Below are 21492 nucleotides of genomic sequence, written 5' to 3'. Positions count from 1 at the left end.
CACAATTAGTTGCTGACGGAACTCAGACGCATCGTCGAGAGCATGGCCGAGGCCAACACCCTCGAACAGGCCTTGCAAGCATTGGTGAGCCAGACCCGGCTCGCCATGACGGTGGACTGCTGCTCCGTTTATGTCGCCGAACCGGACATGCGCCGCTATCGACTGGCGGCGACCGATGGTCTGGCCGAGTCGGCGGTGGGCAAGGCCACCTTGCCGTTCGAGCAGGGCATAGTCGGTCTGGTGGGTCAGCGGGAAGAGCTGATCAACCTGGCCGATGCGCCTTCTCACCCCAGTTTCAAGTTCCTGCCCGATGTCGCGGAAGAGGCGTTTCGCTCCTTCCTCGGCGCCCCCATCATGCACCAGCGCCAGGTGGTCGGCATTCTGGTGGTGCAGCAGAAAGAGAGCCGGCTGTTCGATGAAGGAGAAGAGTCCTTCATGGTCACCCTGGCGGCACAGCTGGCGGCCCGCATCGCCCAGGCCCAGGCCAAGGGCTGGTTGCAGAAGACCGACTGGAGCAAGCCGCTGCGCGGCATCGCCGGTGCCAGCGGCATCGCCATCGCCAAGGCCTGGGTGTGGCGCCCGCGCAAGGCGCTCAACAGCATCACCCCGCGCAAGGACGAGGAGCACGGCAAGCAGCTGGCCCGGCTGGAGCTTGCGGTGGAAGAGGTGCGCCACGATCTGGAGAGCCTGGCGCTGCGCTTTCGCGAGAGCTACAGCCAGGATTCGGTCGCCATCTTCGACATCTATCTGCACCTGCTGAACGATCCCGGCTACATCAAGCCCATCCGCAACAAGGTCAGCAAGGAGCACTGGACTGCCATCTCTGCGGTCAAGATCATCAGCGATCGGCTGATCGAGCAGTTCAAGGGGATGAAGGATCCCTACCTGCGGGAGCGCTCCACCGATGTGAAAGACATCGCCCAGCGGCTCATCAGCCGGCTGGTGCAGGACGAACCCGAGCAGCTCACCATAGGGGAGCCGGTGGTGCTGGTCGCCGACGAGGTGACCGCCACCATACTCGCCGAGATCCCGCGGGAGTTTCTGAGCGGCGTGGTCTCCCTCAAGGGGGGGACCAACTCCCATGCCGCCATCCTGGCCCGCGCCATGGGGGTCGCGGCCATCATGGGGGTGGATCTGCCCCTGGGTGACATAGGCGGGCGCACTCTGGTCATCGACGGTTACAGCGGCGATCTCTTCATCGAACCCAATCAGGTGATCCTGACCGAGTACCGGCAACTGCTCAACGAGGAGCGGGCGCTCGATACCCTGGTGCGCAGCGTCGACAACCAACCCTCGGAGACGGCGGACGGCACCTCTGTCTCCTTGCTGCTCAACGCCGGCCTCAGCGCCGACACCGAGATCTCCCTCAACCATCTGGCGGACGGGGTCGGGCTCTATCGCACCGAGATCCCCTTCATGCTGCAGGACAGCTTCCCCTCCGAATGGGAGCAGACGGCGCGCTATCGCGGGATCCTGGAGACCTATCGGGATCGCCCGGTCTGCATGCGCACCCTGGACGTGGGGGGGGACAAGCAATTGCCCTATTTCCCCATAGTGGAGGAAAATCCCTTCCTTGGCTGGCGGGGGATCCGGCTCACCCTGGATCACCCCGAGTTGTTCCTGGTGCAGCTCAAGGCCATGCTGCGCGCCAGCGAAGGGCTGGACAATCTGGCCATCATGCTGCCGATGATCAGCAGCGTCAGTGAAATCAAGGCTTCCCGCCGGCTGCTGGATCAGGCCTGGCGTGAAGTGTCGGAAGAGGCGGCGAGCCGCGAGGCGGTGATCCGCTACCCCAGCCTGGGGGTGATGATAGAGGTGCCCTCCGCCCTCTACATCCTGCCGGAGATGGCCCCCCTCATCGACTTCTGGTCGGTGGGCAGCAATGACCTGACCCAGTATCTGCTGGCGGTGGATCGCAACAACGCCCGGGTCGCCAGCATCTATGACGCCTTCCATCCCGCGGTGATCCGCGCCCTGCAACTGCTGGTCGATGCCTCCCATCACTACCAGAAGCCGGTCTCGGTATGTGGCGAACTGGCCGGGGATCCGGTCGGCGTGCTGCTGCTGCTGGCCATGGGCTATCGCCGTTTCAGCATGAACACCCACAACATTTCCCGCATCAAGTACGTGCTGCGTCAATCCGATCTCGGCGAGTTGAAGGCGCTGATGGCGGATGGCCTCAAGCACGACAATCCCCACGTGCTCCGTGGCCTGTTTGCCCGCTACCTGGAAGAGCACGGTCTGGGCGGTTTGCTGCGCGCAGGCCACAAGACCAAGCTGCCCGATTGATATTCAGTCTTGTTCCTGCTGACGAATGATCGGAGAATGCGGCTTTTCTTATGACTGGGGCCGCGCCATGCAGCACGACGGATATTGGGTTTTCTCGCAGATTGATCCCGTAGCATTCAGTTTGGGACCACTATCGGTACGCTGGTATGGTCTCATGTATTTGTTTGGTTTCGCCTTTGCCATGTGGCTTGCGGGCCGCCGCGCCGACGCGCCCAACAGTGGCTGGACCCGCAACGAGGTCTCTGACCTGCTGTTCTATGGCTTCCTCGGGGTGATCCTGGGCGGTCGCATCGGCTATGTGCTGTTCTACAACTTCGATCTCTTCCTGGCCGATCCCACCTACCTGTTCAAGATCTGGACCGGCGGCATGTCGTTCCACGGCGGCCTGATCGGGGTCATCACCGCCATGATCTGGTTTGCCCACAAGACCAAGCGTCACTTCTTCACCGTGGCAGACTTTGTGGCACCGCTCATTCCGTTCGGCCTCGGCGTCGGCCGCATCGGCAACTTCATGAACGGCGAGCTGTGGGGCCGGGTCACGGACGTGCCCTGGGCCATCATCTTCCCGGAGGCCGGCCCAGAGCCGCGTCACCCCTCCCAGCTCTACCAGTTCGCCCTGGAAGGGGTGGTGCTCTTCATCATCCTGAACCTGTTCTGGCGCAAGAACCCGCCACGGGGCGCCATTTCCGGCATGTTCCTGCTGTTCTACGGCCTGTTCCGCTTCCTGGTGGAGTTCGTACGCCAGCCTGACAGCCAGCTGGGCCTCTACTTCCAGGAGATCAGCATGGGCCAGATCCTCTCTACCCCGATGATCATCATCGGCGCCCTGATGATCTGGGTGGCCTACAAGCGTCCTAAGCTGTTCGGCAACGCGGCGAAGGAGGCAAAGCAATGAGGGCCTATCTCGACCTTATGCAGAAGATCCTGGATGAAGGCACCGTCAAATCCGATCGCACCGGCACGGGGACTATCTCCCTGTTCGGTCATCAGATGCGCTTCAATCTGGCGGAAGGCTTCCCGCTGGTTACCACCAAGAAGTGCCACCTGCGCTCCATCATTCACGAGCTGCTGTGGTTCCTCAATGGCGACACCAACACTGCCTACCTGAAAGAGCACGGCGTCAGCATCTGGGACGAGTGGGCTGACGAGCACGGCGATCTGGGCCCTGTCTATGGTGCCCAATGGCGCTCATGGCCGGCGACCGATGGCACCGTCATCGACCAGATCCAGAAGGCGGTGGATGACATCAAGCACAACCCGGATTCCCGCCGCATCATAGTCTCCGCCTGGAACGTGGGTGAGCTGGACAAGATGGCGCTCGCCCCTTGTCACGCCTTCTTCCAGTTCTATGTGGCGGACGGCAAGCTCTCCTGCCAGCTCTATCAGCGCAGCTGCGACGTCTTCCTCGGTCTGCCGTTCAACATCGCGAGCTACGCCCTGCTGACCCACATGATGGCCCAGCAGTGCGATCTGGCCGTGGGCGACTTCGTCTGGACCGGTGGCGACGTGCACCTCTACTCCAACCACATGGAGCAGACGGCGCTGCAGCTCTCCCGCGAGCCGCGTTCCTTGCCGCAGCTGGTGATCAAGCGCAAGCCGGACTCCATCTTCGACTACCGGTTCGAGGACTTCGAGATCCAGGGCTATGATCCCCATCCGGGGATCAAGGCCCCTGTCGCCATCTGATCCCGCATCCGCCGTGATGGCGAGCGGTGCTCGGCGGGATCTCCCGCTATGCTATTCCATCTGTTCGAAAGGCGCCTGCGGGCGCCTTTTTCATGCCTGACAAGAATGAATATGCAAAGAAATGAATGTTCCACAGGCGAGGGAAGGCGGGGGAAAACGTGCTTATAGCAGACATGATTTGCTTTGCCTTCGGTTTTTCCGTTGTTATTGGCAGTTAGAAACGATTTTTCATTAGTTCACTCGCCCCCTAGACTGAAAAAGTACAATTTTATGGATAGTTAGACCATGAGCGATGTGTTCAAGCGATTTCTCAAACTGGAGTCAGCCTCCGGAATAATTCTGATCCTGGCCGCCCTGTTGGCCATCGGTCTGGCCAACTCTGCCCTGGCGGAGCACTATCAGAGCTTCCTCAATACCCAGGTGCAGGTGCGCATTGCCGCCCTCGACATCAACAAGCCGCTGCTGCTCTGGATCAACGATGGCTTCATGGCGATCTTCTTCCTGCTGGTCGGGCTGGAAGTAAAGCGTGAGATGCTGGAGGGGGCGCTCTCATCACGGGTGCAGGCCACCTTCCCGGCCATCGCCGCCGTGGGCGGCATGCTGGCCCCTGCGCTCATCTATGCCTTCTTCAACTACGAGGATGAAATCACTCGGGCCGGCTGGGCCATTCCGGCCGCAACCGACATCGCCTTCGCCCTCGGGGTGATGGCGCTGCTCGGCAAGCGGGTGCCGACCAGCCTCAAGGTATTCCTGCTGGCCCTGGCCATCATGGATGACTTAGGGGTCATCATCATCATCGCCCTCTTCTATACCCAGCAGCTGTCGCTGACTGCACTGGCGGTCGGCATAGTGGCGACCCTCACTCTGCTCTGGATGAACCGCCGCGGTGAGGACAGGATCGGCCTCTACATGCTGGTGGGTCTGGTGCTCTGGGTGGCCGTGCTCAAGTCGGGCGTCCATGCGACCCTGGCCGGCGTCATCGTTGGTTTCATGATCCCGCTCAACGGCAAGCGCTATGCCTCGCCGCTCAAGCACCTGGAGCATGTGCTGCATCCCTGGAGCGCGTACCTGATACTGCCGTTGTTTGCCTTTGCCAACGCCGGGGTCTCCCTCGACGGCATCCAGCTGTCGGATCTGCTCAGCCCGGTGCCCATGGGTATCATTCTGGGGCTCTTCATCGGCAAGCCCCTCGGCATCTTCACCATCAGCTGGCTGTCGGTGAAACTCGGCATTGCCCAGCTGCCGAGTGGCGTCAACTTCAGGCAGATCTTTGCCGTCAGCATCCTGTGTGGCATCGGCTTTACCATGTCGATGTTCATCGCATCGCTGGCATTCGAGCATGGCGGACTGGACTACGGCAGCTACTCACGCCTCGGGATCCTGGTGGGATCCACCCTGGCGGCCGTGATCGGTTTTATCGCCCTGCGGATATCGCTGCCCAATCGGGAGGCGAATCAAAGCACGGAGGGGTTATGAGAAGACTCGGATGGTTAGTCTTGCTGGCGAGCCCGGCAGTCTGGGCGAATAGCCTGGCTGAGTGCCAGCAGGATGCGGCGTCTGCCAGTTGTTCGGCCTATCTCAACGGGGTGGTGGACAGCGCCCTCATGCTGGGAGACAAGCAGGCCAAGGCCCGATTCGGTGAAACCTTCACCGAGCGGGCCCTGAGCAGCCGGGCCGGCGAGCGAGTCAAGCAGTCGAACAAGCGCTACTGCGGGGAGCGGATGCCGGATCCGGCCCACCTCAAGCTGACCCTGCAAGAGCAGTTCGGCGCGAACAAGGTTGACTCGATCAGCGACATGTATGACATTCTGGCGGTTGAACTCAGCTGCTACCGGAGCCCGCGCAGCGCGGGAACCCCATCGGATGTCACACCTTAATTACAACCACCTTTACTATTTTTGGATGACTCAGAAGAAGGGCTCCGTCACCCAGGCGGCGGAAGCCCTTTTCTTGACCCCGCAGACCGTCACCGGTCAGATCAAGTTGCTGGAGCAGCGTCTCGGCGGCAAGCTGTTGATCCGCAAGGGGCGCTCCCTCGAGGCCACCGAGCTGGGCCAGCTGGTGTTTCGCTATGCCGACAAGATGTTCAGCCTCTCCTACGAGATGCTGGATATCGTCAACTACCGCAAGGAGAGTCAGATCCTGTTCGACGTCGGCATCGCCGATGCTCTCTCCAAGCGCCTCGCCAGCCGGGTGCTGCTCTCCGTCATCCCCAACGACGGCTCCATCCACCTGCGCTGTTTCGAATCGACCCACGAGCTGCTGCTGGAGCAGCTGAGCGAGCACAAGCTAGACATGATCCTCTCCGATTGTCCGGTGGACTCCAGCCAGCATGCCGGTCTGCTCTCCAAGCGGCTGGGTGGCTGCGGCGTCAGCTTCTTCTGCAAGGCGCCGCTGCCCGAAAAGCCGTTTCCCGCCTGCCTGGAGGAGCGCAAGCTGCTCATCCCTGGCCGTCGAACCGCCATGGGGCGCCAGCTGACCCAGTGGTTCGAGCAGCAGGGCATCTCTCCCAGCATCCTGGGGGAATTCGACGATGCGGCCCTGATGAAGGCGTTTGGCTTCTTCAATCAGGGTATCTTCATGGCGCCGACCATCTATCGGGAGGAGATCCTGGAGGGGGAGGAGGTGATGCTGATCGGGGAGACCCAGGATCTGATGGAGGAGTACTACGTCATCTTCGCCGAGCGGATGATCCAGCATCCGGCAGTGAAGCGGGTGTGCGAGAGTGATTTCTCCTTCCTCTTTGCCGGTCAGGAGGACTTCACCACCATTCAGCCGGCGACCCTGTCATTTTAAATCGACGGGGCAGGGGGTATGATTCCTGTCTTGCAGGGGAGGGAATGCGATGCAGTTGGAAGAGATGGAGGCGAATGCCGGACGTGCGGTGACCCTGCTCAAGGCGCTGGCCAATGAACGGCGCTTGTTCATTCTGTGCCAGTTATTGGACAGAGAGCTATCGGTAGGGGAACTCAACGGGGTGCTTGGACTGAGTCAATCGGCCCTGTCACAGCATCTGGCGGTGTTGCGGCGCGATGAGCTGGTGGCGACGCGAAAAGAGGCCCAGACGGTCTACTATTCGCTGCGCAGCCATGAGGTACGCGAGATGATTGGATTGTTGCATAAGTTGTATTGCAGCGAACCCAAATAAAAAACCGGCACTAAGGCCGGTTTTTTTAGCTTTGTTCAGCCGAAGCTGATTAAGCCATGGCTTTGATCTGGGAAGACAGGCGGCTCTTGTGACGAGCAGCTTTGTTCTTGTGGATCAGGCCTTTGGTCGCCATACGATCCATGATCGGCTGAGCAACAGCGAAAGCGGCAGTGGCTGCAGCCTTGTCGCCAGAGGCGATGGCAGCGATCACTTTCTTCAGGTAGGTACGGGTCATGGAACGACGGCTGGCGTTGTGCTGACGACGTTTCTCTGACTGAAGAGCACGCTTCTTAGCAGATTTGATGTTAGCCAAGGTAAAACTCCTAAAACTGTCTTAGCGAGTGTATTGAAAAGGCCCGGAAATATGCCTTCCCAACCACATATTGTCAAATGATTTGTGCAAATAAACACCGCCCCCCGGTGGTGTGTCAGATGGGAGACGGTTAAACTGTCGGCCGATTCTAACAGCATTCTTTTCTTTCTGACAGTTCCAGAGGCCTCGTCTTGAGTAAGAAATTGATCAAATCCGGCATGATAGTGTCCGGAATGACGCTGGCGTCCCGCGTGATGGGCTTGGTGCGCGATGTGGTCATCGCCAATCTGCTCGGTGCCGGGGTGGCCGCAGACGTCTTCTTCTTCGCCAACCGCATTCCCAACTTCTTGCGCAGGCTGTTCGCCGAAGGGGCTTTCAACCAGGCCTTCGTGCCGGTGATGACGGAGTACAAGAAAAACGGTGACGAGCAGGCCGTGCGCGAGCTGCTGGCGGCGGTGGCGGGCACCCTTGGGGGTATAGTCACCATAGTCACCCTGCTCGGGGTGCTGGGCTCGGGGGTGCTGACCGCCATCTTTGGCTGGGGCTGGTTCTGGGACTGGCTGCACGGCGGGCCGGCGGCCGAGAAGTTCGAGCTGGCCAGCCTGATGCTCAAGATTACCTTCCCCTATCTCTGGTTCATCACCTTCACCGCCATGGCCGGGGCCATTCTCAACACCTTCGGTCGCTTCGCCGTTTCCTCCTTCACGCCGGTGTTTCTCAACCTCACCATGATTGCGGCGGCCTGGTGGATAGCCCCGTTGCTGGAGCGGCCCGAGATCGCGCTGGCGATCGGCGTCTTCCTCGGCGGCCTGGTGCAGTTTCTGTTCCAGTACCCCTTCCTGCGTCAGATCAACATGCTGGTGTGGCCCAAGTGGGGTTGGCACCATCCCGGTGTGGTGAAGATCCGCACCCTGATGATACCAGCGCTGTTCGGCGTCTCGGTCAGCCAGATCAATTTGCTGATCAACACCATGCTGGCCTCCTTCCTCGCCACCGGTGCCATCAGCTACCTCTACTATTCGGATCGCCTGCTGGAGTTCCCCCTCGGCCTGTTCGCGGTCGCCATCAGCACTGTGATCCTGCCGGCGCTGGCCAGGAAGCATGTGGATGCGGATCCGGCTGATTTCTCCCGCACCATGGACTGGGGGGTGCGCATGGTGATGTTGCTCGGCCTGCCCGCCATGGTAGGGATTGCCGTATTGCGCGAGCCCATACTGCGGGTTCTGTTCATGCGCGGCGAGTTCGGCATGCACGAGGTGGCCATGTCGAGCGCCAGCCTGCTGGCATCCACCACGGGCTTGCTGTCGCTGATGCTGATCAAGGTGCTGGCCCCTGGCTACTACGCCCGCCAGGACACCAGGACCCCGGTGCGGATCGGCATCATGGCCATGGTAGCCAACATGGTGTGCAACCTCATCTTCATCTATCCGCTTGGTTATGTGGGGCTGGCGCTCGCCACCGCCTGCTCTGGCACCCTGAATGCGGCCCTGCTGTTCAAGGGGCTCTATCAGCAGGCGGTCTATCGCCCTTCCCGCAACACGGGCCTGTTCTGCCTCAAGTTGCTGGCAGCGACCGTGCTGATGGGGGGCGTGCTTGGCTATCTGTCACCGGATCTCGCCCAGTGGGGGGCCTGGAGCATGGGCAAGGCCACTCTGGAGCTGACCCTGCTGCTCTGCCTTGGGGGCGCGTTGTATGGAATAGTCCTGCTGGTGCTGGGGGTCAGGCCAAGACACCTGAAATCGGGTCAGCAATGAGGCTGATGAGGCCCGGGTTCCGGGCCAGATACCTGAAATCGGCTCAACAGCAGGGCTGACCCTGCCTGCTGCCTGATATATAATCCGCCGATTTCCATGGCAGCAACGCACAAGGCACTGATGGAGCTCATTCGCGGCATTCACAATATCAAGCCCCGTCACCGGGGCTGTGTATTGACCATAGGCAACTTCGATGGGGTTCATCAGGGACACCATGCGGTGTTGGCCCGCTTGCAGGAGAAAGCCGCCCAGCTTGGCCTGCCCGCCTGCGTCATGCTGTTCGAGCCGCAGCCCCTTGAGCTCTTTGCGGGGGACGCCGCCCCTGCCCGTCTCAGCCGTTGGCGAGAGAAGTACGAAGCCCTCAAGGGGATGCAGATAGATCGCATGCTCTGCGTGCGGTTCACGCACCGCTTCGCCGAGCAGGCCGCCAGCACCTTCATCGAGCAGCTGCTGGTGGAGAAACTCGGTGTGCACTACCTGGTGGTGGGCGATGATTTTCGCTTCGGCAAGGGGCGGGAAGGGGACTTCCACCTGCTGGAGGAGGCGGGCCACCGCTTCGGCTTCGAGGTGATCAGCACCCAGAGCTTCCAGGTCGAACGCCAGCGGGTCAGCAGCACCCTGGTGCGCGAGGCCTTGAAGGCAGGGCGGATGGCGGAGGTGGAGCTGATGCTCGGCCGCCCCTATGCCATCAGCGGCCGGGTGGCCCACGGCGACAAGCTGGGGCGCACCATAGGTTTTCCTACCGCCAATCTCGCGCTCAAACGGCAGGTGATCCCGGTCGGTGGCGTGTTCGCGGTGGAAGTGTTATGTTCCGGCAAGACCTTCCCCGGTGTCGCCAATGTGGGTGTACGGCCGACCTTGAGCGGTACACAAGCCAGATTGGAAGTACATCTATTTGATTTTTCTGGTGATCTATACGGTCAGCAGGTCAAGGTGCTGCTTCGCCACAAGCTGCGCGAAGAGCAGAAGTTTGCCTCTTTCACCGCCTTGAAAGAGCAGATCGAACGAGATGCCCTGGCGGCCCGAGCCTGGTTCGGGCTGCCACCATTCAATTTACCCAGCACTCTTTTAGAAAAGAAGGGAACCCAGGACTGATGAGCGACTATAAACACACCCTGAATCTGCCGGAAACCGAGTTTCCGATGCGTGGCGATCTGGCCAAGCGCGAACCCAACATGCTCAAGCGTTGGTACGATCAGGATCTTTACGGCGCCATTCGCCGCGCCAAAGCGGGCAAGCCTTCTTTCATTCTGCATGATGGCCCTCCCTACGCGAACGGCAGCATTCACATCGGTCACTCGGTCAACAAGATCCTCAAAGACATCATCATCAAGTCCAAGGGCCTCTCCGGCTTCGACTCCCCCTATGTGCCGGGCTGGGATTGCCACGGTCTGCCCATCGAGCTGAAGGTGGAAGGTATGGTCGGCAAGCCGGGGGAGAAGGTCTCCGCCGCCGAGTTCCGCGCCGAGTGCCGCAAATACGCCAAGACCCAGATCGAAGCGCAGAAGACCGACTTCATCCGCTTAGGGGTGCTGGGTGACTGGGAACACCCCTACCTGACCATGGACTTTGGCACCGAAGCCAACATCATCCGCTCCATGGCCAAGATCGTCGCCAATGGTCACCTGCACAAGGGTTCCAAGCCGGTGCACTGGTGTACCGACTGTGGCTCCGCGCTGGCGGAAGCCGAAGTGGAGTACTACGACAAGAATTCCCCCTCCATCGACGTGCGCTTCAAGGCAGTCGACGAGGCGGGCGTTGCCGCCAAGTTCGACTGCCCCGAAGGTCACACCGGCCGTGGCCCGCTCTCTGCCGTGATCTGGACCACCACCCCCTGGACCCTGCCGGCCAACCGCGCCATCGCCATGCATGCGGACCTGGACTACGCCCTGGTACAGGTGGAGGGTGACAACCCCGAGCGCCTGATCCTGGCCGCCGAGCTGGTCAAGGACGTGATGGACCGCGCCGGTATCGAGAAATTCCACAATCTGGGCTATGCCAAGGGCGCGGCGCTCGAGCTGCTGCGCTTCAGCCACCCCTTCTACAGCTTCGACGTGCCTGTGGTGCTGGGTGATCACGTCACCCTGGATGCCGGTACCGGCGCCGTGCACACCGCCCCTGGCCACGGTCAGGAAGACTTCGTGGTCGGTCAGAAGTACGGTCTGGAAGTGGCCAACCCGGTGGGCAGCAACGGCGTCTACCTGCCGGATACCGAGCTGTTTGCCGGCCAGCACGTGTTCAAGGCCAATGCGGCCGTGGTCGAGGTGCTGACCGAGCGCGGTGCCCTGCTGCACCACAAGGTATTCAACCACTCCTACCCGCACTGCTGGCGTCACAAGACTCCGATCATCTTCCGTGCCACCCCCCAGTGGTTCATCAGCATGGAGCAGAAGGGGCTGCGCAAGCGCGCGCTGGAAGAGATCGAGCGCATCGAGAAAGATGGTATCAAACAACACGGCCAGAGCGGCTGGGTGCCGGCCTGGGGCAAGAACCGTATCCAGGCCATGGTCGAGAACCGTCCTGACTGGTGTATCTCCCGTCAGCGTACCTGGGGCGTGCCCATCTCCCTGTTCGTACACAAGGAGACTCAGGAGCTGCACCCTGAATCCGTGCGCCTGATGGAAGAGGTGGCCAAGCGGGTCGAGCAGTCCGGTATCCAGGCCTGGTGGGATCTGGACAAGGCCGAGCTGCTGGGCAGCGACGCCGACCTGTATGACAAGGTGCCAGACACCCTGGACGTCTGGTTCGACTCAGGTTCGACCCACTCCTCCGTGGTCGACGCCCGTCCCGAGTTCAACGGCAACCCGGCCGACATGTATCTGGAAGGCTCTGACCAGCACCGTGGCTGGTTCATGTCCTCCCTGATGATCGGCGTGGCCATGAAAGACAAGGCTCCCTACAACCAGGTGCTGACTCACGGCTTCACCGTGGACGGCCAGGGCCGCAAGATGTCCAAGTCCATCGGCAACGTGGTCAGTCCGCAGGACGTGATGAACAAGCTGGGCGCCGACATCCTGCGTCTGTGGGTAGCGAGCACCGACTACACCGGCGAGATGACGGTCTCCGACGAGATCCTCAAGCGCTCCGCCGATGCCTATCGCCGTATCCGCAACACAGCCCGCTTCCTGCTGGCCAACCTGAACGGCTTCAATCCGGCGACCGACATGGTGGCACCGGCCGACATGGTAGTGGTGGATCGTTGGGCCGTGGGTCGTGCCAAGGCGGTACAGGCCGAGATCATGGCTGCGTTCGACGAGTACAACTTCCACGGCGTGACCCAGAAGCTGATGCAGTTCTGCTCCATCGAGATGGGCTCCTTCTATCTGGACGTCATCAAGGATCGCCAGTACACCGCCAAGGCAGACAGCCTGGCCCGTCGCTCCTGCCAGACCGCCCTCTATCACATCGCCGAGGCCATGGTGCGCTGGATGGCGCCCATCATGAGCTTCACCGCCGACGAGATCTGGGCTCTGCTGCCGGGTGAGCGCGGTGAGTTCGTGTTCACCGAAGAGTGGTACGACGGCCTGTTCGGGCTGGAAGCGGGCGAAGTGCTGAACGACGATTTCTGGGCCGAGATCCTCACCGTGCGCGGTGAAGTGAACAAGGCACTGGAAGCCGCCCGTGGTGAGAAGCGCATCGGTGGCTCCCTGCAGGCCGAGCTGACCCTGTTCGCCAAGCCCGAGCTGGCCAAGCGCCTGAATGCCCTGGCCGATGAGCTGCGCTTCGTGCTGCTCACCTCCAAGGCCAAGGTGGTGGTGGCTGACACAGCACCGGAAGGTGCCGTTGTGACCGAGCGCGATGATCTGTGGCTGAACGTGACCCAGTCTGCTGCCGCCAAGTGCGACCGCTGCTGGCACCATGTGGAAGACGTAGGCACCATAGCCGGTCACGAAGAGATCTGTGGCCGCTGCGTCACCAACGTCGAGGGTGACGGCGAAACGCGTCAATTTGCCTGATGAACATGACTCAAGACACTCAAAAAACCGGCCTGCGTTGGCTGTGGCTGGCTGTGCTGGCCTTCGTACTGGACCAGGCGAGCAAGCTCGCCGTGGTCAAGCTGCTGCCGTTTGGCTATCCGGGGGTGGAGATCACCCCCTTCTTCAACCTGGTACATGTCTACAACAAGGGCGCAGCGTTCAGCTTCCTGGCCGATCAGGGGGGCTGGCAGCGCTGGTTCTTCGCGGTCCTGGCGTTTGCCATCTGTGGCCTGCTGATCCACTGGCTGCGCAAGCAGTCGGTCACCCAGCGCTGGAGTGGCGTCGCCTATTCCCTCATCATCGGCGGCGCCCTTGGCAATGTCTTTGATCGCCTGGTGCTGGGCCACGTGGTCGATTTCCTCGACTTCTACTGGCAGCGCTCCCATTGGCCCGCATTCAACCTGGCGGACAGCTTCATCTTCATCGGCGCCGCCATGATAGTGCTGGAAGGCTTCCGCTCCGAAAAGCAGAAGGAGGCGGCATGAGCCAGGCCATAGGCGCTGACAGCAGCGTGCTGTTTCACTTCTCCATCAAGCTGGAAGACGGCTCGGTGGCCGACAGCACTGCGTTGCACGGCAAACCGGCCCGCCTGCGGATGGGTGACGGCAGCCTGACATCGAGCTTCGAGCAGTGTCTGCTGGGGTTGCAACAGGGAGAGGCCAAGAGCTTCACGCTGGCGCCCGAGCAGGCATTCGGCCACTCCAATCCCGACAACATCTATCATCTGGACAGAGCCAAGTTTGGTTCCGATGTGGAGCCAAAAGTCGGCACCATCATCCTGTTCGATCAGCCCAATGGCAGCGAGCTACCGGGCATCATACGGGCGGTGGAAGGGATGTCGGTCACGGTCGATTTCAACCACCCGCTGGCGGGCCACACCGTCACCTTCGAGGTGGAGATCCTGGGTGTGGATGATGAGGAAAAGGTGAGCTGATGGATATTTTGCTGGCTAACCCCCGTGGTTTCTGCGCCGGTGTCGACCGTGCCATCAGCATCGTCGAGAGCGCATTGGAGAAGTTCGGGGCCCCCATCTATGTCCGTCACGAGGTGGTACACAACCGCTATGTGGTGAACAAGCTGAAAGAGGCGGGGGCCGTCTTCGTCGAGGAGCTCGACGAGGTGCCGGACGACAGCATCGTCATCTTCTCCGCCCACGGCGTTGCCAAGACGGTGCGCGAGATGGCCAAGTCCCGCGCCCTCAAGGTGTTCGATGCCACCTGTCCGCTGGTGACCAAGGTGCACATGGAGGTTCATCGCGCCAGCCGCAAGGGTTCCGAGGCCGTGCTCATCGGTCACGCCGGTCACCCCGAGGTGATAGGCACCATGGGGCAGTACGAGAATCCGGAAGGGGGCATGTATCTGGTGGAAACGCCGGAGGACGTGGCCAGGCTCAAGGTGAAGAACCCGGATGACCTCTGCTTCGTCACCCAGACCACCCTGAGCGTGGACGAGACCTCGGACGTCATCGATGCGCTGCGCAAGCACTTCCCCAAGATCCAGGGGCCGCGCAAGGATGACATCTGCTACGCCACCCAGAACCGTCAGGATGCGGTCAGGGAGATGGCCGGGCTGGTGGATGCCATGCTGGTAGTGGGATCTCGCAACTCTTCCAACTCCAACCGCCTGCGGGAGCTGGCCGAGAAGGTGGGGGCGCGAGCCTACCTCATCGACGATGCCTCCATGATTGAATCCCCCTGGCTGGAAGGGGTCGAGCGTATCGGGGTGACGGCGGGGGCCTCTGCTCCCGATGTGCTGGTTCAGAATGTCATCGCCCGTCTGCGTGAGCTGGGCGGCAAGATAGTGACCGAACACCCGGGTCGCGAAGAGAACGTGGTCTTCGAGGTGCCGCCCGAGTTGCGTATCCTCTGATTGACATGCCGGCCCTGTGCCGGCATTTTTGTGATCAAGCTCCCATACCTTGTATATAAAACCATCATAACTTCTCGTTTGAACCCGTAGTTGCAATTACCAACACCGACAACACTGTTTAGACTGTCTCTATCTCACCAATACCGCCCCCAACCATGGATGGAACTGAAGGAGGGTTTGGCACGGTGCACAACAGGACGTTTGCGCCTCTCGGCTTCACGCTCATCGAGCTGATGGTCACCATAGCACTCTTGTCTATCCTGCTGACGCTGGGAGTCCCTTCCTTTCACTCCTTGATCAGGAACATGAGCCTGACGACGCAGGCGAATCAGTTCGTGGCTTCCGTACAACTGGCACGCAGCGAGGCGGTCCGGCGCAATCGCAGCGTGTTATTGTCGGCGCAGGCTGGCAACACGGCCTTGCATTGGGAGCGGGGATGGCAGGTGTGGAGTGATAACAATGGCAACGGCAGTCTGGATGGCGGGGAACTGATCCGCCAGTTTGGCTCGCTCGGGGGAGACGTCTTGACCAGTGACACTGCGATGCTGCGTTTCACCAGCAATGGCTTTCTCGATGGCCGCACTCCTCAGGGACATGTCTTCAGTCTCACGCCATCCTCCTGTGCCGGAGTGAGCGGGCGCAGTATCAGCATCAATGGGACAGGTCACCCGTCGGTTGAGGAGGTCACATGCATGTGACGCGCGATAGCGGTTTTTCGCTGCTGGAGGTCATGATCGCCGTGTTGGTGCTGTCGGTGGGGATTCTCGGTATGGCCACTCTCCAGTTACAGGCGCTAAAGAGCAACCAGTCGGCGCTGAGCAAGACCGAAGCGACCCAGTACGCCAGCTTGATCGGCGATCTGATGCGGGCCAACCGCAGCGCCGCCCTGGCCGGTCAGTACGATATCGCACTGGGTGAGAGCGCGTCAGGGGCGACGGCGGCCGTGGCGGACCTTCAATACTGGAAGCAAACACTCGCCTCCTTACCGCAGGGGGATGGGGCCGTGGTGGTCAGCCAGGGGCGTGCCACCATCAGGGTGCAGTGGCAAGGGGGCCGTCAGGCGGGTGAACCTGCCCAACAGGCCTTGATAGTGAGGACTGAGTTGTGAAGACCGCATCGAGGCATCACCAGGCTGGTGTAGGTCTGGTAGAGGTGATGATTGCCCTGCTGCTCTCCCTGTTCACTATTGGGGTCATCATCCAGGTCTTTCTGGGCAATCACCGTACTTTTCTGATCACTGAGGCGGTCGCCCGGGTACAGGAGGAGAGTCGCTTCGCTCTCAATCTGATGCAAAAAGAGCTGCGACTGGCTGGGTATCTGGGATGCATCAGCAAGCAAGGGGTGACCATTACCAGCACCCTGAGCGCGACGACAACCCCCTATGACTTTCGCATCCGGATCCGTGGTTATGACAACCTGGGCAGCACCTTGCCCACCGCGATCTCCGGGTTGTTCGGGGCAGGGGAACCCAAGCCGCGCAGCGGCAGTGATCTGCTGCTGATCCAGAGCCCGGTCGGGAGCGGAGTGCCCGTGATCCGCAACAACAGTGCCGCCCAGTTGTTTGCCCAACTGCTGTCGACCAAAGCCAACTACTGTGCGCCCAACAAGCCTGCTTACAGTGATTTTTGCGAGGGCGACATCGTCATGGTGTCCGACTGCCAGAAGGCGAGGGTCTTCCAGATCACCAATGTGCAGGCCGCGGGGGGAGAGATCAATATCAACCACTCCAACAGCAACAGCTATGTCCCAGGCAATACGGTGAGCTCCTGGGGAGGGAACAGCGCCCCTGCCGAGGAGCGATTTGGCCCGGGTTCGTTGCTTCACCGACTGGAGACTCGGCTTTACTACATTGCCCGCCCCGCCGCTGATCGTCCCTGGACCCTCTATCGCAAGAGCGGTAGCTCCGCTGGCACGCCTGTGGTGGACGGGATAGCCGATCTGCAGCTCACCTATGGTGAGGATCGCAATAGGGATCGCGCCGCCGATACTTATGTGACAGCGGGATCAGTGAGCAACTGGGACAATGTGATGAGTGTCGGGATCGCCCTGTTGCTTCGCAGCGGTCAGGGTGGTGTGCTCTCATCGCCTCAATCGGTCAGCTTTGCTGGCGGTACCTTCCAGAGCGCGGACAGCCACTGGTACTGGGCAACCGAAACCACGGTGGCGCTGCGTAACAGGGTTCCCTAGGAGACACGATGCGGCAACGAGGAATGGTATTGATCTTGAGCCTCATCTTCCTGACGGTGGTGAGCCTGCTGGCGATGGCCGCCATGCGTGGGGGCGTGCTGCAGGAGAAGATGGCGGGGAATTATCAGGAGAGCCTGCAGGCATTCCAGGCGGCCGAGGCGGCGCTACGGGGGGCTGAACGTTATATCGAAGGCGGAACTGCTGGGCCCTTCGACAACAGCGATGGACTCTATGAGTTGGTAGACACTGCCATGGATCCGCTGGCATCGGCCACTTCATGGCGCAGCCACAATACTGGTGGTCAGGGGCCATCACCCGAGTATTTCATAGAGCGGCTGCCCTATACCCAGAGCCTAAACGAGAATCTGGCTGCGGACGAACCTCAGGGTGAGCGTCGCCTCTACCGCATCACTGCCAGGGGATATGGTCTGTCGAACGAGAGTTTCGTGCTGTTGCAGTCAACCTACAGTCGATAGGAGGGGAGCGAGGATGCGTAGATCAGCATGGATGCTGTTGGGACTGTTGCCAGTGCTGACGGCTCAGGGGGCACTCGATATCGCCCAGACCCCCCTCTATCTCGGCACCCGTGCCGAGCCCAACATCATGTTCACCCTGGACAACTCGAGTTCGATGCTCTCCGAGGTGATGCCGGAAGAGCTGGTGCCATCCAACCTCAACGTGTTTTTCATCTATCCAAGAGCCGATGAGGTGTATGGCAGTTATGACTGGAGCAACAGCACGGTTACGTTCGCCGCTACCAATGACCTCAATGCCTATAGCCGGTCGAGCCAAAACAACAAACTCTATTACAACCCATCCTTGAGTTATCGCCCCTGGGCCAATGCGGATGGATCCCTGATGGTGAATGCCAATATAAGTTGTGCGCCACATAACCCGACCAATACGATGGCAGGTTGCCGCGATTTGACCAAGAACAACAAGCTGCGGGCAAACTACTACACCAGTTTTTCCGCCGATTACAACAGAAATGCGGAAGAGACATTCTGGCCAGCCATCTACTTTGCCTACAAGGGAAGTGGCGACGTGAGGAAGGCTGGCAGCTATACCCGGGTTGAGATCAAGTCGGGCAGCACCTATGACAACCGGCCCAACCGCAGCGATTGCAAGAGTGCTCCTGTCTGCACTTATGCCGAAGAGATCCAGAACTTTGCCAACTGGTATACCTATTACCGATCCAGGATCCTGGCAGCTAGGGCAGGGATCGGGCGCGCCTTCGCAACCCAGGGCAATACCATCCGGGTGGGATTCACCACCATCAATAGCGGCAGTACCATGCTGCGCAATGTGGCGCCATTTACCGGCTCCCAGCGCACTGGTTTCTTCACGGACCTCTATAACGGCAAATTTAATGGCATCCATTACACGCCGCTGCGGACCAGTCTCCAGGATGTGGGAAATTATTTTTCCCGCACGGACAACAATGGCCCCTGGGCAACCAGTGCGGGCAGTATTGCAGCGCATCTGACCTGTCGACAGAGTTACAATATTCTGATGACAGACGGCTACTGGAGCGAGGGGCGTTCTTATAATCCGAACCCTGTGGTCGGTGATCTGGACAAGGACGGAACGGCCGACACCTTGGCCGACGTATCCCTCAACTATTGGAAGACGGATTTGCGCACCGACCTGGTCAACAAGGTTCCGACCAGCACGGCAGATCCGGCGAATTGGCAGCATCTGGTCAACTTCACCGTGGGATTGGGAGTGAATGGCACATTGAATCCCGCCAACGGGATGCCAGCTAGCTGGCCCAACCCTTACGGTTCCGACGCCAGAAAAGTGGATGACCTCTGGCATGCCGCAGTCAACAGCAAGGGAGGATTTTTCAGTGCCGCCGATCCCACCACCTTCGCTACCGCGCTCGGCAATACACTGGCCCAAATCGCATCGCGTACCAGCTCGGCTAGCTCGGTGACGGCCAATGCCACTCGGCTCGACAGCAATACCCATATCTATCAAGCCCGTTACAACAGCGGGGATTGGTCAGGTCAACTCATTGCCATCCCGCTCGATGACAGTGGCGCTTTGGGGGGACAAGCCTGGGATGCAGCGGCTGAACTGCCAGAACCCGACGAGCGCCGCATCTTCACTCTGCAGGGGGGGAGTGGCATCGACTTCACTTGGGGGGCTCTCAACATAGCGAACAGAGCCCTGTTCGCCGTAGGAGGAGACTCTCTTGGTGAGTCAAGAGTGAATTATCTACGTGGTGATCGCAGCGGCGAGCAGGGGCGAGGGGGATCCTTCAGAGACCGCAGCACCATTCTGGGGGATATCATCAACTCGGATCCCGTCTATGTGGGGCGTCAGGACTATGGCTATGGCGCGGCCAGCGGGCTGACTCAAACCGAGCGGGAGAGATATGCCGCCTTCCTGAGTTCGACTCTGGTGATCGGCCGCCCGCCGATGCTCTATGTCGGGGCTAATGACGGTATGCTGCATGGCTTCAGGGCCAGCGACGGCGTAGAGACCATGGCCTACGTTCCTGTATCCCTGCTTGGGGGGTTGGCGCCTTTGACCCAAACGGGCTATGCCCACCGCTACTATGTGGATGGTTCGCCCAAGGTGGGGGATGCCTATCTGAATGGTGACTGGAAGACGGTGCTGCTGGGCAGCACAGGGGCAGGTGGCAAGGCGGTGTTCGCCATCAACGTGACGAACCCTGCCGATATGGTGGCCAGCAATGTGATGTGGGAATTCAACGCCAGCAGCAATGCCGAGATGGGGGTGGCGCTCTCGGTGCCGACCCTGGGAAGGGTCAAGGCGGGTAACAAGTGGGTGGCGTTGGTGGCCAATGGTTATAACAGTCAGAGCCAGATAGCCAGGTTGTTTGTGATCGATCTGGCGGATGGCTCCCTTATAAAGGAATTGAGCACAGAGGTTGGCTCCAATTCAGCCCCAAATGGCCTGTCGAGCCCCTTGCCAGTGGATGTGGACGGGGACAAGCTGATCGATTACGTCTATGCCGGCGATCTGCAGGGCAATCTGTGGAAGTTCGATTTGACAGCCAACAACAGCAACCAGTGGGCTGTAGCGCTGACGAGCGGGAGTGGCAGAAATCAGGTTCCGGCGCCTTTGTATCAGGCATGTGACGGTACTTGTTCGGCGACGACACGCCAGCCCATCACGGTTCGACCACTGGCACTTCGACATCCCAATGGTGGGGTGATGGTCCTGTTCGGGACGGGAAGTTATTTTACCAACGATGATAAAAGCCTGCCGAGTACGCCGCGGGTGGACGCTGTATATGGCATCTGGGATGCCGATGGCCAGACCAGCACCATTACGGCCAGCCAGCTACAGAGTCAGTCCATCACCAACGAGCTGGCAGCCAATGGCACTACTCGCAAGTTCAATGTACGGGTCGTTTCCAACAGTGCGGTGGACTACAGCGCTCGCAAGGGGTGGTTTCTCAAGCTCATTTCGCCAGGACTTTCCAAGGGCGTGGGTGAGCGTCAGGTGGCAGAAATGATGTATCGTCACAAGCGATTGATCTTCAACACTCTCATCCCCTCATCCGACGCCTGTGATTTCGGAGGACGATCCTGGTTGATGGAGATTGAGCCCTTCTCGGGGGCTCGCCTCACTTACTCGGTATTCGATGTCAATGGCGATAATGCCGTCAATGATGATGACTATGTCGACGTGCCGGACGGTAACGGGGGCTCCACCAAGGTGCCCGCCAGTGGCAAGCAGTTTGATGAGCTGACGACGACCCCTAGCGTGGTGGAAGATGGTGAGGTTGAGCGTAAATACATGAGCGGTTCCAGCGGCAATGTGTCGGTGACGCTGGAGGAGGGGGCGGGTGAGCTGGGAGGCAGGCAGTCTTGGATTCAACTGGAATGAAACAGCCCAAGGGATTTTCCCTGCTGGAACTGATGATAGTGGTCGTGGTGGTGGCGATCCTGTCGGCCATCGCCTACCCCAGTTATCAGGAGCATATCGCGGCGTCACGCAGAGCGGAGGCGAGAGCCGCCCTGATGGAAGCGGCCCAATACATGGAGCGGGAATTCACCCTGACGGGAGACTATGGCTCGGCCAGTCTTGCGTCGGCCGGGCTCAGCACCCTGCCGAGAGAGGGTGGCTCTGCCTATTACCAGTTGGCCGTCAGTGCCAGTGGCGGTCTTTTCACCCTCAGCGCGACGCCAACGGGGGGCATGAACGGAGACAACTGCGGTGTGCTGATAGTGGATCAGGCGGGGCGGCAAACCGTCTCGGGCGCATCATTCACTGCGGCTGACTGCTGGTGAT

At 60.3% G+C, this 21492-nt stretch carries 20 protein-coding genes; 19 read left to right on the top strand and 1 reads right to left on the bottom strand.

What is annotated here, in order from left to right; all coding sequences use genetic code 11:
• Nucleotides 1-9 precede the first annotated feature (9 nt).
• The 7 genes from ptsP (at nucleotide 10) to ACWPWQ_RS02415 (ending at nucleotide 7123) form a co-directional block, all read left to right on the top strand.
• Nucleotides 10-2289: a phosphoenolpyruvate--protein phosphotransferase gene (gene ptsP / locus ACWPWQ_RS02445; protein WP_454008927.1), complete on the top strand. Its 2280-nt coding sequence runs from the start codon at nucleotides 10-12 to the stop codon at nucleotides 2287-2289.
• 67 nt (nucleotides 2290-2356) lie between these two features.
• On the top strand, nucleotides 2357-3184 hold the full coding sequence (gene lgt, locus ACWPWQ_RS02440) for a prolipoprotein diacylglyceryl transferase (RefSeq protein WP_404837711.1): 828 nt from the start codon (nucleotides 2357-2359) through the stop codon (nucleotides 3182-3184).
• Entirely contained in the window at nucleotides 3181-3975 is a 795-nt protein-coding gene (gene thyA, locus ACWPWQ_RS02435; RefSeq protein ID WP_202047414.1) for a thymidylate synthase, read from the top strand. The genes lgt and thyA overlap by 4 nt, the downstream gene beginning before the upstream one ends.
• A gap of 285 nt (nucleotides 3976-4260) precedes the next feature.
• Complete coding sequence (nhaA, locus tag ACWPWQ_RS02430; RefSeq protein ID WP_247627255.1) at nucleotides 4261-5451, top strand: Na+/H+ antiporter NhaA; 1191 nt, start codon at nucleotides 4261-4263, stop codon at nucleotides 5449-5451.
• Nucleotides 5448-5852 carry a hypothetical protein gene (locus ACWPWQ_RS02425; RefSeq protein WP_454008926.1) on the top strand — a complete coding sequence of 135 codons (405 nt, stop codon included), beginning with the start codon at nucleotides 5448-5450 and terminating at the stop codon, nucleotides 5850-5852. The genes nhaA and ACWPWQ_RS02425 overlap by 4 nt, the downstream gene beginning before the upstream one ends.
• A complete protein-coding gene (gene nhaR / locus ACWPWQ_RS02420; RefSeq protein ID WP_005332358.1) occupies nucleotides 5839-6771 on the top strand; it encodes a transcriptional activator NhaR in 933 nt (310 codons plus the stop codon). The genes ACWPWQ_RS02425 and nhaR overlap by 14 nt, the downstream gene beginning before the upstream one ends.
• A gap of 49 nt (nucleotides 6772-6820) precedes the next feature.
• The gene (locus ACWPWQ_RS02415) at nucleotides 6821-7123 is read left to right on the top strand and encodes an ArsR/SmtB family transcription factor (RefSeq protein ID WP_342059335.1); all 303 of its coding nucleotides are present in this window, start codon (nucleotides 6821-6823) and stop codon (nucleotides 7121-7123) included.
• A 49-nt stretch (nucleotides 7124-7172) separates the two neighbouring features.
• Here ACWPWQ_RS02415 and rpsT read toward each other — a convergent pair whose 3' ends face one another.
• Nucleotides 7173-7436 (bottom strand): 30S ribosomal protein S20, encoded by a 264-nt coding sequence (gene rpsT / locus ACWPWQ_RS02410; protein ID WP_139436823.1) that lies wholly within the window; start codon nucleotides 7434-7436, stop codon nucleotides 7173-7175.
• Between the two features lie 191 nt (nucleotides 7437-7627).
• On the opposite strand from rpsT, the gene murJ reads away from it, so the two are divergent.
• From murJ to ACWPWQ_RS02350, 12 genes are all read left to right on the top strand, one after another.
• Entirely contained in the window at nucleotides 7628-9190 is a 1563-nt protein-coding gene (murJ, locus tag ACWPWQ_RS02405; protein ID WP_429110094.1) for a murein biosynthesis integral membrane protein MurJ, read from the top strand.
• A 120-nt stretch (nucleotides 9191-9310) separates the two neighbouring features.
• A complete protein-coding gene (ribF, locus tag ACWPWQ_RS02400; protein ID WP_025325710.1) occupies nucleotides 9311-10285 on the top strand; it encodes a bifunctional riboflavin kinase/FAD synthetase in 975 nt (324 codons plus the stop codon).
• Nucleotides 10285-13146, top strand: a complete 2862-nt coding sequence (gene ileS, locus ACWPWQ_RS02395; protein WP_454008925.1) for an isoleucine--tRNA ligase — start codon at nucleotides 10285-10287, stop codon at nucleotides 13144-13146. Before ribF ends, ileS begins: the two co-directional genes overlap by 1 nt.
• Nucleotides 13146-13652, top strand: coding sequence for a signal peptidase II (gene lspA / locus ACWPWQ_RS02390; protein ID WP_454008924.1), 507 nt, complete (start codon nucleotides 13146-13148; stop codon nucleotides 13650-13652). The genes ileS and lspA overlap by 1 nt, the downstream gene beginning before the upstream one ends.
• Complete coding sequence (fkpB, locus tag ACWPWQ_RS02385; RefSeq protein ID WP_319917968.1) at nucleotides 13649-14101, top strand: FKBP-type peptidyl-prolyl cis-trans isomerase; 453 nt, start codon at nucleotides 13649-13651, stop codon at nucleotides 14099-14101. Before lspA ends, fkpB begins: the two co-directional genes overlap by 4 nt.
• Nucleotides 14101-15036, top strand: coding sequence for a 4-hydroxy-3-methylbut-2-enyl diphosphate reductase (gene ispH, locus ACWPWQ_RS02380; protein ID WP_103859167.1), 936 nt, complete (start codon nucleotides 14101-14103; stop codon nucleotides 15034-15036). Before fkpB ends, ispH begins: the two co-directional genes overlap by 1 nt.
• A gap of 185 nt (nucleotides 15037-15221) precedes the next feature.
• Nucleotides 15222-15734 carry a GspH/FimT family pseudopilin gene (locus ACWPWQ_RS02375; protein ID WP_404837715.1) on the top strand — a complete coding sequence of 171 codons (513 nt, stop codon included), beginning with the start codon at nucleotides 15222-15224 and terminating at the stop codon, nucleotides 15732-15734.
• On the top strand, nucleotides 15731-16144 hold the full coding sequence (gene pilV / locus ACWPWQ_RS02370) for a type IV pilus modification protein PilV (protein WP_454008923.1): 414 nt from the start codon (nucleotides 15731-15733) through the stop codon (nucleotides 16142-16144). The genes ACWPWQ_RS02375 and pilV overlap by 4 nt, the downstream gene beginning before the upstream one ends.
• Nucleotides 16141-17223 carry a PilW family protein gene (locus ACWPWQ_RS02365; protein ID WP_454008922.1) on the top strand — a complete coding sequence of 361 codons (1083 nt, stop codon included), beginning with the start codon at nucleotides 16141-16143 and terminating at the stop codon, nucleotides 17221-17223. Before pilV ends, ACWPWQ_RS02365 begins: the two co-directional genes overlap by 4 nt.
• A gap of 8 nt (nucleotides 17224-17231) precedes the next feature.
• The gene (locus tag ACWPWQ_RS02360) at nucleotides 17232-17699 is read left to right on the top strand and encodes a pilus assembly PilX family protein (RefSeq protein WP_236661738.1); all 468 of its coding nucleotides are present in this window, start codon (nucleotides 17232-17234) and stop codon (nucleotides 17697-17699) included.
• A 13-nt stretch (nucleotides 17700-17712) separates the two neighbouring features.
• Entirely contained in the window at nucleotides 17713-21087 is a 3375-nt protein-coding gene (locus tag ACWPWQ_RS02355; protein WP_454008921.1) for a pilus assembly protein, read from the top strand.
• Nucleotides 21084-21491: a type IV pilin protein gene (locus ACWPWQ_RS02350; RefSeq protein WP_429110104.1), complete on the top strand. Its 408-nt coding sequence runs from the start codon at nucleotides 21084-21086 to the stop codon at nucleotides 21489-21491. Before ACWPWQ_RS02355 ends, ACWPWQ_RS02350 begins: the two co-directional genes overlap by 4 nt.
• The last annotated feature ends 1 nt before the right edge of the window (nucleotide 21492 follow it).

The sequence above is a fragment of the Aeromonas sp. Marseille-Q7275 genome, from assembly GCF_965119515.1.
This window is presented reverse-complemented; position numbering and strand designations above follow the sequence as displayed.